General features: G+C 37.1%; 18 protein-coding genes and 2 pseudogenes. 12 read left to right on the top strand and 8 right to left on the bottom strand.

All coding sequences use genetic code 11. The features are described 5' to 3' along the window. Window positions 1–246: 246 nt before the first annotated feature. Entirely contained in the window at window positions 247–372 is a 126-nt protein-coding gene (locus tag ACX0HA_RS13285) for a hypothetical protein (protein ID WP_458845777.1), read from the bottom strand. Between the two features lie 285 nt (window positions 373–657). Here ACX0HA_RS13285 and ACX0HA_RS13280 point away from each other — a divergent pair, with 285 nt between their 5' ends. From ACX0HA_RS13280 to ACX0HA_RS13250, 7 genes and pseudogenes are all read left to right on the top strand, one after another. Continuing rightward, window positions 658–1,230 carry a Crp/Fnr family transcriptional regulator gene (locus ACX0HA_RS13280; protein ID WP_458845776.1) on the top strand — a complete coding sequence of 191 codons (573 nt, stop codon included), beginning with the start codon at window positions 658–660 and terminating at the stop codon, window positions 1,228–1,230. Between the two features lie 113 nt (window positions 1,231–1,343). Continuing rightward, on the top strand, window positions 1,344–1,880 hold the full coding sequence (locus ACX0HA_RS13275) for a YceI family protein (RefSeq protein WP_458845775.1): 537 nt from the start codon (window positions 1,344–1,346) through the stop codon (window positions 1,878–1,880). Window positions 1,881–1,898: 18 nt separating this feature from the next. Then, window positions 1,899–2,117, top strand: coding sequence for a tautomerase family protein (locus ACX0HA_RS13270; protein ID WP_458845774.1), 219 nt, complete (start codon window positions 1,899–1,901; stop codon window positions 2,115–2,117). A gap of 4 nt (window positions 2,118–2,121) precedes the next feature. Beyond that, window positions 2,122–2,856, top strand: a complete 735-nt coding sequence (locus ACX0HA_RS13265) for an SDR family NAD(P)-dependent oxidoreductase (protein ID WP_458845773.1) — start codon at window positions 2,122–2,124, stop codon at window positions 2,854–2,856. A gap of 89 nt (window positions 2,857–2,945) precedes the next feature. Next, window positions 2,946–3,674, top strand: a pseudogene (locus ACX0HA_RS13260) (type 1 glutamine amidotransferase domain-containing protein). Further along, a complete protein-coding gene (locus ACX0HA_RS13255) occupies window positions 3,674–4,126 on the top strand; it encodes a nuclear transport factor 2 family protein (protein WP_458845772.1) in 453 nt (150 codons plus the stop codon). Before ACX0HA_RS13260 ends, ACX0HA_RS13255 begins: the two are co-directional and overlap by 1 nt. An 11-nt stretch (window positions 4,127–4,137) precedes the next feature. After that, window positions 4,138–5,208 carry an NAD(P)H-dependent flavin oxidoreductase gene (locus ACX0HA_RS13250; RefSeq protein WP_458845771.1) on the top strand — a complete coding sequence of 357 codons (1,071 nt, stop codon included), beginning with the start codon at window positions 4,138–4,140 and terminating at the stop codon, window positions 5,206–5,208. 79 nt (window positions 5,209–5,287) lie between these two features. Here the strand turns inward: ACX0HA_RS13250 and ACX0HA_RS13245 are convergent, their stop codons facing one another. From ACX0HA_RS13245 to ACX0HA_RS13215, 7 genes are all read right to left on the bottom strand, one after another. After that, window positions 5,288–6,055 (bottom strand): LytR/AlgR family response regulator transcription factor, encoded by a 768-nt coding sequence (locus ACX0HA_RS13245; protein WP_458845770.1) that lies wholly within the window; start codon window positions 6,053–6,055, stop codon window positions 5,288–5,290. Beyond that, window positions 6,036–7,052 carry a sensor histidine kinase gene (locus tag ACX0HA_RS13240; protein WP_458845769.1) on the bottom strand — a complete coding sequence of 339 codons (1,017 nt, stop codon included), beginning with the start codon at window positions 7,050–7,052 and terminating at the stop codon, window positions 6,036–6,038. The genes ACX0HA_RS13245 and ACX0HA_RS13240 overlap by 20 nt, the downstream gene beginning before the upstream one ends. 80 nt (window positions 7,053–7,132) lie before the next feature. Continuing rightward, window positions 7,133–8,089, bottom strand: a complete 957-nt coding sequence (locus tag ACX0HA_RS13235; RefSeq protein WP_458845768.1) for an alpha/beta fold hydrolase — start codon at window positions 8,087–8,089, stop codon at window positions 7,133–7,135. A gap of 22 nt (window positions 8,090–8,111) precedes the next feature. Next, window positions 8,112–8,867, bottom strand: coding sequence for a DUF1223 domain-containing protein (locus ACX0HA_RS13230; RefSeq protein WP_458845767.1), 756 nt, complete (start codon window positions 8,865–8,867; stop codon window positions 8,112–8,114). A 126-nt stretch (window positions 8,868–8,993) separates the two neighbouring features. Then, entirely contained in the window at window positions 8,994–9,392 is a 399-nt protein-coding gene (locus tag ACX0HA_RS13225; protein WP_458845766.1) for a cupin domain-containing protein, read from the bottom strand. An 88-nt stretch (window positions 9,393–9,480) separates the two neighbouring features. After that, on the bottom strand, window positions 9,481–9,912 hold the full coding sequence (locus ACX0HA_RS13220) for an organic hydroperoxide resistance protein (RefSeq protein WP_458845765.1): 432 nt from the start codon (window positions 9,910–9,912) through the stop codon (window positions 9,481–9,483). Window positions 9,913–9,944: 32 nt separating this feature from the next. Further along, complete coding sequence (locus ACX0HA_RS13215) at window positions 9,945–11,255, bottom strand: epoxide hydrolase family protein (RefSeq protein ID WP_458845764.1); 1,311 nt, start codon at window positions 11,253–11,255, stop codon at window positions 9,945–9,947. A gap of 615 nt (window positions 11,256–11,870) precedes the next feature. On the opposite strand from ACX0HA_RS13215, the gene ACX0HA_RS13210 reads away from it, so the two are divergent. From ACX0HA_RS13210 to ACX0HA_RS13190, 5 genes and pseudogenes are all read left to right on the top strand, one after another. Beyond that, complete coding sequence (locus ACX0HA_RS13210) at window positions 11,871–12,068, top strand: hypothetical protein (RefSeq protein ID WP_458845763.1); 198 nt, start codon at window positions 11,871–11,873, stop codon at window positions 12,066–12,068. Window positions 12,069–12,198: 130 nt separating this feature from the next. Beyond that, window positions 12,199–12,408 carry a hypothetical protein gene (locus tag ACX0HA_RS13205; protein ID WP_458845762.1) on the top strand — a complete coding sequence of 70 codons (210 nt, stop codon included), beginning with the start codon at window positions 12,199–12,201 and terminating at the stop codon, window positions 12,406–12,408. A 99-nt stretch (window positions 12,409–12,507) separates the two neighbouring features. After that, window positions 12,508–12,699, top strand: a complete 192-nt coding sequence (locus tag ACX0HA_RS13200) for a cold-shock protein (protein WP_458845761.1) — start codon at window positions 12,508–12,510, stop codon at window positions 12,697–12,699. A gap of 183 nt (window positions 12,700–12,882) precedes the next feature. Next, window positions 12,883–13,356 (top strand): hypothetical protein, encoded by a 474-nt coding sequence (locus tag ACX0HA_RS13195; RefSeq protein WP_458845760.1) that lies wholly within the window; start codon window positions 12,883–12,885, stop codon window positions 13,354–13,356. Between the two features lie 50 nt (window positions 13,357–13,406). Beyond that, a pseudogene (locus tag ACX0HA_RS13190) lies at window positions 13,407–13,716 on the top strand (endonuclease); the annotation flags it as partial.

Here is a 13,716-nt window from a genome sequence, read left to right as displayed (position 1 = left end):
AAATTAGAATATGCAACGCTTTTTAAGAAACTTTAACAATTTTAATAGATACTAGAATTATTAAAGAATAAGTAATGGAAAATAAAATTGAATGGCCTACATTAATTTAATCTACATACAGGCATATTGCAATAGTATGTTTTACTCTGCAAATCATATTTAAAAACAGTAGTGCAAAAGATTAAACAAAGTATAATTAAGAATCTTATGGATATAATTCTTAATTCTTTGTCTCTATATTGTATGCTAAAGCTTTATAAACAAAGGAAAGTTACTTTCTGCATCGGTAAATAACAGGGGCAAAACAGCACAAACAAAATCAGTTAAATTTCTATAAACCAGCAATTTAACTGGTTTTTCATTTTTAGCCATTTATCTTTATTTGGTGATATTTGGTAAAAGTTTGTACCTCCATTGTACCTCATTTTTAAATCTGTCTATCAAACTGGTTTTAAGTCGAAAACATGGCATACGGAGACACACTTAGACACTAAAGGTAAACCATATTCAATGTATTTTTATTGTAGTAAAATCCGGGCAATTCATTTAACTAATAAAAATCCTGTTTTTTCTAGTGTTTTTATTTATCTACTACTTAAAATTATTCTTGTTACAAGTAAACAGGCCTGTTTTTAAAATAGTTATATTTGACATAGTATGCAGGCTAAAGAACTCTTTAAGGAATACATCAACAAAACCATTTCACTGACTGACGAGCAGATTGATTATTTCTTCTCGCATTTTAAACCTATGTCTTTCAAAAAAGGACAAACTATTATTACAGCCGGGGAGCATATTGATTGCGAATACTTTGTGATTGATGGTTTCTTAAAAACGTTTTACATTAATGATAGTCTGAAAATGTATATCCTACAGTTTGCTATGCCAACATGGTGGGCATCGGATTATGACGCTCTGTACAACGAGTCTCAAGCTACTATTAATATTGATTGCATTACCGATGCGCAGGTGCTGTGCCTCTCAGCTAAAGACAGGGAAAAGCTCTGCAGCGAAATTCACCAGATAGAATACTTCTTTAGATGGCGAACGAATAAAGGTTATGTTGCCGTACAAAAAAGATTGCTGTCTTTTATGAATAACGATGCAAAACGTCGATATGAAGATTTGATGAAACAATATCCGGCGTTATACAACAATGTACCCAAACATCTAATCGCAGCCTATTTAGGTGTTTCGAGAGAAACATTAAGCCGCCTTTACAACTCCTGAGAAAAGTGATGTATATCACATAAGTTTCCTACCCTTCTGAATGTGACACAAGTCACATAAGTCCCTTGTTATTTCTATTCACCTTTGTAGTGTAATTTTTAAACACATACAAAATGGAAACAATATTTAAATTAGAAACTGCCAAAACTACAATTGAATGGATTGGCAGAAAAGTAACCGGTTCTCATGTTGGAACGATTGCTGTAAAAAAAGGTGTATTTGTATTTAATAACGGGCAACTTTCGGGAGGAAAAGTAGTTATTGACACTACCGCTATAAAAATACTTGACATTACCGATCCTGGCACCAATGCGCAATTCGCAGGCCACCTGGCATCTGATGATTTTTTCAACTCAGCACAATACCCGGAAGCTTTATTTGAAATCACTTCTGTAAAAGCAGGCGATACTACTTCACATATTGAAGGCAGCCTGACAATAAAAGGAAATACAAATCCTGTTTCATTTGATGCATTTGTAAGTACAACTGATGGTATAATGACCATGTCAGGAAAAATCACTATTGACCGTACCAAATTCGGAATGAGATTCCGCTCCGGAAATTTCTTCCTGAATCTTGGAGACACATTAATCTACAATGATTTTGATCTGAACATCAATGTAACCACTAAACCTGCAATTGCAGAATAAGCATAAAAATTTAAAATCATGCCGTACGTAAAAATTGAGCTTACACGTGAAGGCGTAAGCAGGGAACAAAAACAAATCCTTATAAAAGGTATAACAGATCTTATAACCGACACCCTTAACAAAGACCCACATTTAACCCATGTAGTTATACAAGAAGTTGAATTAGACGATTGGGGATACGCAGGAGAACAAGTATCAGTATTAAGAGAAAAAGGCATTACTGCTGACAAAAAATAAAGAAATGAAAAAACAGACAGTAATCGTAACCGGTGCAGCATCGGGTATTGGTAAAGGAATAGCAAAATACTTTTTAGACAGGGGCGATAATGTAGTGATCAACTCACTAACACCTGAAGCACTTGAGAAAGCATACAATGAATTTGGCGCAGGAGATAACCTGGCAATGGTTGCAGGTAATGTTAGCGATAAGCAGACAGGTGAAAAATTAGTAGCCACAGCAATCGAAAGATTTGGTTCTGCAGATGTACTCATCAACAATGCGGGAATCTTTGAAAGCAAACCTTTTTTAGAAGTAGATGAGGCTTATCTTGATAAATTCCTTACAACTAATCTAAAGGGAACTTATTTTACTACCCAAGCGGTTGTCCCACAAATGCTAAGACAACAGGATGGTGTTGTAATTAATATTGGAACACCACTAGTAAATCATGGATTAGGAGGATGGCCAGCTACCGCGCCAATAGCAAGCAAAGGTGCAATACATGCCCTGACCATTCAACTGGCTGCTGAATTTGGTAAACAAAACATAAGGGTAAACACCGTTGCTCCTGGGGTTATTCGTACACCGATGCACGGCGATAAAGCCGACCAAAATGCAGGACTGCATTTGCTAAACCGTGTAGGTGAAATTGATGATGTAGCAGAAATGGTTTATATCGTTGCAAAAAGTAACTTCATTACCGGATCTATCATTAATGTAGATGGTGGTAAAGGTGCCGGACATAATTTAAACTAAAATAATAACCGCTTTAATGCCCTGTAAGGGCAGGGCACTAAAGCACTAAATTTAATACAATGAAAAATATAATAAAAACAGCAATCGTAATGGTTTTAGCAATGACAGGCATTATTGGCTATGGCCAGAAACAACATAAAACAAAAATACTTTTTGTTTTGACATCACATGATCAACTGGGCGATACAGGAAAGGCAACTGGTTTATAGATTGAGGAATTTGCGACACCTTACTATTTCTTTAAGGACAAAGGAATTGAAGTAGTACTCGCTTCTCCAAAAGGAGGACAGACACCTATCGATCCTAAAAGTAATGATCCCGCATTTCAGACATCTTCAACCAAACGCTATTATGGCGATAAGAATGCTCAAAAAGCATTGAGTACTACTGTAAAACTTACAAGTGTAGATCAAAAGGATTTTGATGCTGTATTCTATCCCGGTGGTCACGGTCCAATGTGGGATCTTGCAACAGATAAAAACTCAATAAAGATCATTCAGGATTTTTATAATAATGGTAAGCCGGTTGCCCTTGTTTGTCATGCTCCTGTAGCTTTGGTCAACGTAAAAGACAAAAATGGTAAATACCTGATTGCTAATAAAAAAGTAACAGGCTTTGCCAATACCGAGGAAGAGGCTGTTGGCTTAACCAAAATAGTACCTTTCCTTTTAGAAGATAAACTAAAAGAACGTGGAGGTATATTCTCCAAAGGCGCCGACTGGAACTCTTATGTAGTGGAAGATGGATTACTGTTGACAGGACAGAATCCGCAGTCTGCCGAAGAAGTAGCTTCAAAACTGTTGGCTAAACTAAAATAATGAAAGCCCTGATATTAACTGCTTTTATGCTCTGTACCATACAGGGCATAAAAGCACAAAATTTAACAACAATGGAAACTAAGAGACAAGACAAAAAAGCCATAGCTAATGCCATTGAAAAATATTATTTTAATGGACTGTATGAAGGAGACATACAGCTTTTAGATCAGATATTCTATAAAGGTACCTTATTGTTTGGAGATGTAAAAGGAGTACCGTATGCAAAAACGCTTGAACAATACCTTGAAGGTGTAAAAAACCGCCAGACCCCAAAAGATTCAGGCAGACTTTTTAAAGGCGAAATCATTAAGATTAAAGTCGTAAATTCGATTGCCATTGCCGAAGTAAAGGTTAAAATGTATGAGTTTGAGTATCATGATATGTTATCATTCCACAAGATTGACGGCAAATGGCTCATTGTAAACAAAATGCTGACTGACGTAAACCCCTAAATTAAAAAGTCATGTGGTACAATACAAAAGTAACAGAACTGTTAGGAATAAATTATCCAATACTGCAGGGACCAATGGGAGCCGGATTTTCTACTCCTGCCCTTCTTGCTGCTGTAAGCAACGCTGGAGGATTGGGCAGCCTGGGTGCCTACACCCTGACACCACAAGAAATACTGGATGCTGACAAAGCCATAAGAGAAGTAACTACTAAGCCTTATAACATCAACTTATGGGTATCTGATGTAGATGAAAGCCTTAAGAACTATCCAATGGAAAAACTGGAAAACATCAAACTGCTTTTTAAGCCTTATTTTGATGAATTAGGTATTCCCGTCCCGGATCTTTCGATAGATATTCCTTCCAAATTTGAAAAACAAGTAGAAACGATGTTTGCTATCCGTCCTGCGGTATTCAGTTTTATTTTTGGGATACCATCAAAAGATATCCTTGACGAAAGCAGAAGACTGGGAATAAAAACCGTAGGTGCTGCAACAACTCTCGAAGAAGCCCTTGCTCTCGAAGAAGCTCAGGTAGATGCTATTGTTACTGCAGGATTTGAAGCCGGAGGCCACAGGCCGTCTTTCCTAAGGCCGGCACAGGATTCTTTTACAGGACTGTTTACCCTGATACAACAATTAAAAGCTAAAGTAAAAACGCCTATTATCGCCGCTGGAGGTATTGCTGATGCTAAAGGTATTGCAGGAGCCCTCGCATTGGGAGCAGATGCAGTACAATTAGGTACGGCTTTTCTGGCAACCGACGAATCCGGAGCTACACCTCTTCATAAAAAGATGCTATTCTCAGATGAGTCTAATCATACAATGCTGTCAAAGTCGCTTACCGGAAGAACAGGCAGAATGATCGCTAACCGCATATCTATTGATGTGCCTTTTGAAACAGAAGTATTACCCTTCCCTTTGCAAACCCGCTTGCTGCAACCTTTAAAAGCAGCTGCCCTGGCACAGGGAAAAACTGAAATGATAAGTTTTTGGTCGGGACAAAATACAGTATCACTAAAACATCATAGTGCCGTTGAATTAATGCAGTCTCTGATCCAGGAAACATCACAAATCATGAAATAACTACACGGTCATTTAAAATATTAAATTGAAAAAGCTCCTTACAAATTGTGCGGAGCTTTATTTATGTTCTGAAGACTCACTATCGATTCTCAAGCCAACTCAAAAAAGGTGTTGCTTTTTCTTTCCCGACTAATATTTTCTCTTCAGTTGGAATGGATAGTTTTACAATAAGCTTACGTGCAAAATAATGCTCTACTTCGCGAATAGCTTTAAAGTTTACCAGATATTGCCTGTTTATTCTAAAGAACTGGCTTGGTGCCATAAGCTTATGCACATCGTCAAGCGACTGCGTAATGGGATACTCAACTTTATCAAAAGACATGATAGAAGGTCCTTCATTTTTAATAAAGAAAAAGGCGATATTTTCTGTTTGTATCGTCATATACTTATTGTTCTTAAAAACTAAAAAACTGCTCTTTCCCCTATTCTCATTATTTCTGTTTATAAGGTGGTCAAAATCAGGTAATGCTTTCTTATTTCTCTGAAAAAAGTTTTTCAGATCAGCAGCCTTAGTTAATGCCTGTGTAATACTTTCTCTTGAAAAAGGCTTTAGCACATAATCAATACCATTTGCTTTAAAAGCCTCAATTGCATAATCATCAAAAGCCGTGCAGAAAATAACCGGTGAAACAACCTCAACATTTTTAAATATCTCAAAGCAAAGACCATCCGCCAGCTGAATATCCATAAAGATAAGATCGGGTTGATCGTTCTCCGAAAGATAGCTTACCGCACCATCAATACTCTGAATATAAGATTGTATTATTATATCAGGACGTATGCTCACGATAAGTTGTCCTAACGCCTTTGCTGTTTTAACTTCGTCTTCAATTATTACTATCGTCATGGATAATTGGGATTTTTACTTTAAAAACAGTTTCACTTTTCTCAATTTCTATTTCTTTATGTATGAGGTGCGTAAACCTCTGGTTGATGTTATCAAGTCCAACACCTGTAGAAAGCTCTCCTCTTTTCAACTGGATTTTATTCTCTACAATTATATAATTTTCATTATTATACAGTTTTATATTAAGTGGCTTGTCAAGCGATACAACATTATGCTTTATACAATTTTCTATTAGCAGCTGAAGCGTAAATGGCGGTACGCTTACGCTATCACAATCAATAGTAATCGTATTCTCTACCTCAAAACCTTCCTCAAATCGTGCCTTTAACAAGTACGTATAAGAATCAAGTATCTTTAATTCTTCGCTCAGGCTTATAAGATCCATTTTTCTACTTTCAAGAGTAAAACGATAAAAATCAGAAAGCTTAAGTATGAAGTCAGCACTATGAGGATCCTGCATATCTACCATCGATTTCAGGGTATTCAGACTGTTGAATAAAAAGTGTGGATTCACCTGCTGCTTCAACAGCTCATACTGCGCCCCTATATTAACCGAAATAGTACGCTCAAGTTCCATACCGATTTGCTGTGTCTTATAATTCTGAAACAGTAGATGCACAAACATATATACTATAAGGTTTATTAGCACCCCTCTTAGCTCAAACATAACCGGTGCGTCAAGCTGAGTAGCTTCAAAAAGTTCCTGATGCGCAATAACCAGCAGTACCATCATTACCATACCCACAGCAACACTAAGCAAAAGCTTTACAGTAAGAAAATTTTTAGTCGTTTTCTGAGAAGTAAACTTTGGAAGGCTATAAATATTCAAATACCATATAAACACAGAGAACAAAAAAGTAATCGATGAATTTACAACGATCTCCAATACAGTAGAACTGTGATCGAATAGCTTGGGAATTGAAGCCAATATTCCAAGTGCCAGTGAACTGAGCCAAATAACACGTTTGGAAACCCTGAAAGCATTCATTCTGTTCATATTTATGTACATAATATTGGGAGTATCAAATTTAGCATATTTATAGCTGTACTTACTGCTTCGGCCGGAATATGTTTCTATTATTTGGCAAGGTTATCAACATCAATAATGGCTTTTGCAAAAGCAACAGGATCTTCCTGGGGTACATTGTGACCTATGCCATTTAAGATTCGGTGTAAATATTTGCCTGTAAACATATTTGCATATCCTTTTCCATCTGCAGCGGCTCCGTCAAAATCACTTCCTATGGTTATAGACGGTACTGTAATAACAGGACGTTTTTCAAGGCGTTTTTCTAATTTATCATACTTAGGCTCACCTTTGGCAAGACTTAACCTCCATCGGTAATTATGTATTACAATGGCAACATGATCTGGATTATTGAAAGATTCGGATGTGCGGGCAAAGGTAGCGTCATCAAAGTTCCATTTAGGAGAGGCTATCTTCCAGATTAGTTTATTAAAGTCATTTGTGTTTTGGGTGTAACCTGCTACACCACGATCGGTTGCAAAATAATACTGATACCACCATCCCAGTTCAGCTGCCGGCGCCAATGGCTTTTGGTTTGCAATTCGGTTAACTACAAGATAACCACTCACTGACACAAGCGCTTTTACACGTTCAGGCCAAAGAGCTGCCATAATAACCGCTGTACGTGCTCCCCAGTCAAAACCGCCTACGACGGCTTTATCAATTTTCAGAGCATCCATAAAGGCAATCATATCTGCAGAAAAAGCAGATTGTTGGCCATTTCTTGGCGTTTTATCCGCGAGAAAACGAGTAGTTCCTGAACCTCTTAGATAAGGAACAATAACACGATAGCCTTTCTCTGTAAGTATCGGCACTACATTTTCAAAACTGTGAATATCATAGGGCCATCCGTGTATAAGAAGTACTGCCTGTCCGTCAGCCGGACCGGCTTCATAATAGCCAACATTAAGATCCCCTGCATTAATTTGTTTTATTGGGCCTAATGATTGTGCATGAGCATAAACAGTGCCGAATATAATCGCTATAATTAAAAAGATACGTTTCATATATTGTTGTTTGTATAGAGAATTAAAAAATTGCTTTATCGGCACCTAAAATGACTCCTGTGTTAGTGTCCTGTACAAAACCTATAACCTCAAAGTCTTTAGTGTTAAAATCTTTTGGCAGCTTAATTTCTGTACTGCCTTTTCCGGTAGCAGTTAAGATCGTGCTGTTAAATCGTCTTACAATTTGATAATGATACAGCAGCCTGCCGCTATTTTCACCACGCTTTACATTGCTTTGTGCTGTTTTCTGTACAACTGCTAACCTTAGCAGACTACTTTTAGAAGCTCCGTTTACAACATAGCTAACAGTAAGAGCATCATTTTTTTGAGTAGCCTTCAGTACTATTTCAGCAGTTGATGGTTTGGATAATTCCTTTGCCATAGAAGATCTCACTATACTTTCCTGAGAACCGATATACCCGGATTTTCCGTTTATTACAACTTGCGGAGTGTATATAGGCTCAGCATTGAGCCATTTTGCGTAATCATACTGTCTCCTGGTATAGTCAGTATTGCTGAAAATGTCCTTCCAGCCCTGACTATCCCAATAATCCACATGATAAGCAAGTACATATACTTCCCTGTCTTTGTATTCACTCTGGATTCTCCCCATAAGGGCATCCGCAGGAGGACAGCTTGAACAACCTTCTGAAGTGAACAATTCTAAAACCGCAATTCCTTTTTTTGGAGATTTGTTGGTATTGTTTTGTCCAAAAACATTCATTCCTGCAAAAAGCGCGAATAGAATAAAAGCCTGTATTAATTTTATATTTTTCATGTTTAATATGTAATAGTTAATAATTTATATCGAAATTAAACTGTAAATGAAAGCATTGAAAGTACTAATATGTAAACCAGACATTTCAGGAACTGAACCGTCCATATCGCAAGATGAATATCCCGGTTACTTTTTCATGACAAGCAGCTGTTTTCCTTTTTCTACTATGTATGTCGCGAGTTCCACCGCTTTTCCTTTACCTATATTCTTTGCAGAATGATACTTACCCGCAGGAATAAAAAGCACGTCACCTGCCTTTAGGGTTACGGGTTTTTCTCCTTCAATCTGATATTCAAAAAATCCTTCCAAAACATATATCACTTCTTCTCCCGGGTGTGAGTGCATCCCAAAAGAGGTTCCTGTCTCGAAATCAATCTTTGCCTGAATGGTTTCGTATCCCGCAACCTGCAAATCATATCGCTGAAGATCAGTACGTGTAATACCTTTGTTTTGAGCCAATGCTATTGCTGGAATAAATAAAAATGCCATGCCTAAAATTATAATAGCTTTATTAAGTGTTTTCATTTTTTTATGTTTTATAAAAAAGGCAATGGATTATAACCTCATTGCCCATAATTGATTAAATAGGTGTAGAACGTCCTGACCTTATTTATTACAGGATAATTGTTTCAACTTTTATATTACCATGCGTAGCTTTAGAATACGGACATGTAAGGTGAGCCGCTTCTGCAATTGCTTTGGCAGTTTCAGGATCAATCCCCGGCAGGCTTACAGACAGGCGTGCCTGCAAAGAATACTCTCCATCGGTTAGAACTAAATCAACTTCTGTAGCAACGCTTGTATCTGCCGGAAGCCTTAATTTCATTTTAACGGCTGCAAAGCCCATAGCTCCGATGAAACAAGCCGACCATCCTGCCGCAAATAATTGTTCAGGGTTAGTACCTGCTCCCGTAGACCCGGGTGACGATAGTTTAATATCCAATTTACCGTCTGAACTGCGGGAAGCACCTTCCCTTCCACCTGTTGTCAATGTTTTACCTGTGTACAATACTTTTTGTTCCTGAATACTGTTTGTATTTTCCATGATTTCTAAAATTTTAAAATTTGTATGATTTATTATTTACGTAATGATCTGAATGCGGCACGCATTTCTTCGGCAAAAAGCTGTGGTTCTTCCCATGATGCAAAGTGTCCGCCTTTGTTTACCTCATTAAAGTAGATAAGGTTTTTATAGCTGCGTTCTGTCCAGCTTTTTGGTGCCTGGTATATTTCTCCCGGAAAAACGGTTACAGCAACAGGTATTTTAATTTCTGCTGTTCTTTGCTCTACAGCATTAAAGTTATTCTTATTGTTTTCCCAGTATAATTGTGCCGAAGATGCTGCTGTATTTGTAAGCCAGTATAATGTGATATCATCAAGCATTTCGTCCTTTGAAAGTGAGTTTTCAGCATTGCCTCTACTATAAGTCCACTCGTTGAATTTATCCAGGAAAAACGATGCAAGTGCTACCGGAGAATCTGTAAGGCCATATCCCAACGTTTGCGGACGGGTAACCATCATACCTGCATAACCACCTCCTTTTGTATAAAGTTTATTAAGTGAGGCATAGGCTGCTTTTTCTTTAACAGACAAACCATCGGGTGCGGGATTACCATTTTTAAGTGCTACGGCAATATCAGCGGGAACTGTTGCAGGCATATTAACATGAATACCTAACAACCCCTGCGGTGCCTGGCGTGCCATGGCATCTGCAATTACTGAACCCCAATCTCCTCCTTGTGATACATAATTTTTGTATCCAAGGCGTTTCATAAGCAGATCCCAGGCATTTGCTATACGATCAGGCCCCCAACCGGTACTTTTCGGTTTTTCAGAAAAACCATATCCCGGCATGGATGGAATAACAACATCAAACGCATCTTCGGCTCTGCCTCCGTAAGCTGTAGGATTAGTAAGTGGTTCTATAACTTTTAAAAGTTCAAAAACCGAACCCGGCCATCCGTGAGTAATGATAATCGGCAATGCATTTTTATGTTTCGATTTTATATGAATAAAATGAATATCCAGACCATCAATATTAGTTACAAATTGAGGCAATGCATTTAATTTTGCTTCTGCTTTGCGCCAGTCATAATCAGTTCCCCAATAACCCATAAACCTTTTAATCTGTTCAAGTTTCAACCCCTGAGATTGGTCGGTTACCGTTTCTTTATCCGGCCATCTTGTCGCATTAATACGCTCGCGAAGTTCGGTAAGCTCTTTATCCGGTATACTAACATGAAAAGGACGAACTTGTTCTGATCCTTTCAAATTTGCTGAAGTCTTTTTTTGTGCGAAGCCGGTTACTACTGTAAGCATAAGTATACCTGTAAGTATTATACCTTTCAGGCCTCGTCTTTTTCTTTCGTTTGTTTGATTTGTTTTCATTATTCTAATTGTAATAGATCATAAATTGTTTTGAATCATACTGAATTCTGAGTCAAAAGTATATCGGTAATCTACCTTGTACAATGTAGTCTTAGCCCAAACGGACAAAATGAAACCCCAAACAGACAATAGGCTTTATGAGTATTTAAAACCCATTCTATAAAAGTGGTTTTAAACTTTAATTGCTCCGGTATTTGAACCACTTTTGGCGATGGTAATTACTTTTTCCTTACTATTTTGTTAGTTGCTAATTAAAAACGATTGTGCCTTTATGCTTTGCCTTCTTCTGGTTAAAAGAAAATCAACGTATCACCTGATATATCAATGGCTTATATAGATAGCACGAATACTGCACTTAAATAGGGTATTAAAATATACTGGTTGCCCAAATTATTTTATAAAACTCTTGGATAAATTAGAAAATCAATATCGTTTCAATTTTATAAAATAGGATTCCACTTTTTTTTATTGTATTTTTGAAAAAATAGCACTACTGCAATCAGTATTTGAAAAATTAAAACAGGTAATTTTTTTTATAGTTGTTACATGGACATGCACAACTATAAAACGATGAGAAGTACCGGGCAGATAATTTTAATCGATGATCCAGAGTTGATGAGGGGGATACTCGAATCCTTCGGCCATCAGGATGAAATCATTGCTTTTAGCGACTGCAACAAGGTCATAGATTATCTCACGCTTTCCGAAGTTTGTCCCATCCTTAACATGTCAGACATCAGTATGCAACTCGTAAATGGCTACGAACTGCATGACCAGATAGTAGAGGATGCTTACATTTCATTTATTTTATAACTGTGTAGTCCACCAGATGGATGTCAAAGGACTCTGCAAATCCGTGCAGGTTTTTTTTAACAAAAGCCATTACCTAGCTTTGTGCTTATTTGGTCTTCATTAGAATTTTAATTTAATTATATATACATTTATGGCTGACTCTTTTCAAAAAAAAGAAAGTATTAAGAAAAACGCATTAAAAAAAAAGCTTAAAGCCGGTAAAAAACTGGATAGGAAGACTAACAATAACAAAGGTAAAGGATTTGAATCCATGCTCGCATATGTGGATGCAAACGGCAGGCTTACCTCTACACCTCCTGAAGTAAGACCAACCCAGGGCACGCCGCAATCGTACAAGTAGGACACACAAGGCACTAAAACTTATTATTACAAATAAACACTTATTTATCAGATAGTTCCAAACAAATAGTCTACCTTTACCGAAATTAATATATTTATAATGCAAGAAGGTACAGTAAAATTCTTCAATGAAGAAAAAGGTTTCGGATTTATCACACCAAGCAACGGAGGAAGTGAAATCTTTGTTCATGTTTCAGGACTTAAAGAAAGCATCCGTGAGAATGATGAAGTTCGTTTCACTATTGAAGAGGGCCGCAGAGGTCCGACCGCAACAAACGTAGTCATAGCTTAATTACTATAACAGTGAGTTACCAAGCACCTGCCAATGGCAGGTGCTTTTTTATTTATTATACGTATCATTATTATAAAATTCGTTATAACCCCATCTAACCTTTAACAGGGATTTATACAAACTCCCTCCAATGTTCACTAAATTTAATGATATAACAGATACAGATTGTGAACAATAATAAATATGAAAACTACAGAAAAGATTATAATATCGGCAATTATAGGTACTACATTCATGACTCTGTATAGCTATTGGAAATCGAAAAAAGAACAACAGGAATATACAGAACCCGTCATGATCAATAAACTGATTGATAATTCTGAAAATATGCCACAACTTAACGATGAAGATATACATCCTGCCGGCTGGGGACTTCATTATCTGGCAGGAGTTGCTTTTGTATCAGGCTATTGGGTTATTTGGGAGAAGGCCCTTAAGAACCCTACTTTATTCAGGATTTTGTTAATCGGATCATTAAGTGGGATTACTGGAATAATTGTTTGGAAAACCCTTTTTATGCAGCATAATAATGCGCCTAAAAACTATAGGTATGGGTATTATAAACAATTGTTTTTTGCTCATATAATATTCGCTGCATTTGCCTTGGCTACATACAAAGGTTTAGAACGTATCGAAAATAAAGCAGAAACGATTTAATACAACTTATTATGCCCGAAGGTCCCAGCATTATAATTGCAAAAGAAAAAATGGCTGAATTTATTGGCCATAAAGTAATTGTCGCTGCAGGTAATGCCAAGATAGACATACCCAGACTGGAGAATAAGAAACTTTTGGATATAAAGACTTGGGGCAAGCACTTATTATTATGCTTTGAAGGATTTACTATCCGCATTCATTTTTTGCTTTTTGGCACTTACCGCATCAACGAAACCAAAGAAGCCTTGTTGCGATTAGGACTGACATTTAACAATGGCAAGATCAACATTTATACAGCAGCAGTAAAAGTACTCGAAGGTGATATTAGTTTACATTATGACTGGTCAGCCGATGTAATGC

The sequence above is a fragment of the Flavobacterium hauense genome (assembly GCF_054457175.1).
The sequence above is the reverse complement of the archived record's forward strand: the minus strand, read 5'-3'. Positions and strand labels throughout refer to the sequence as shown.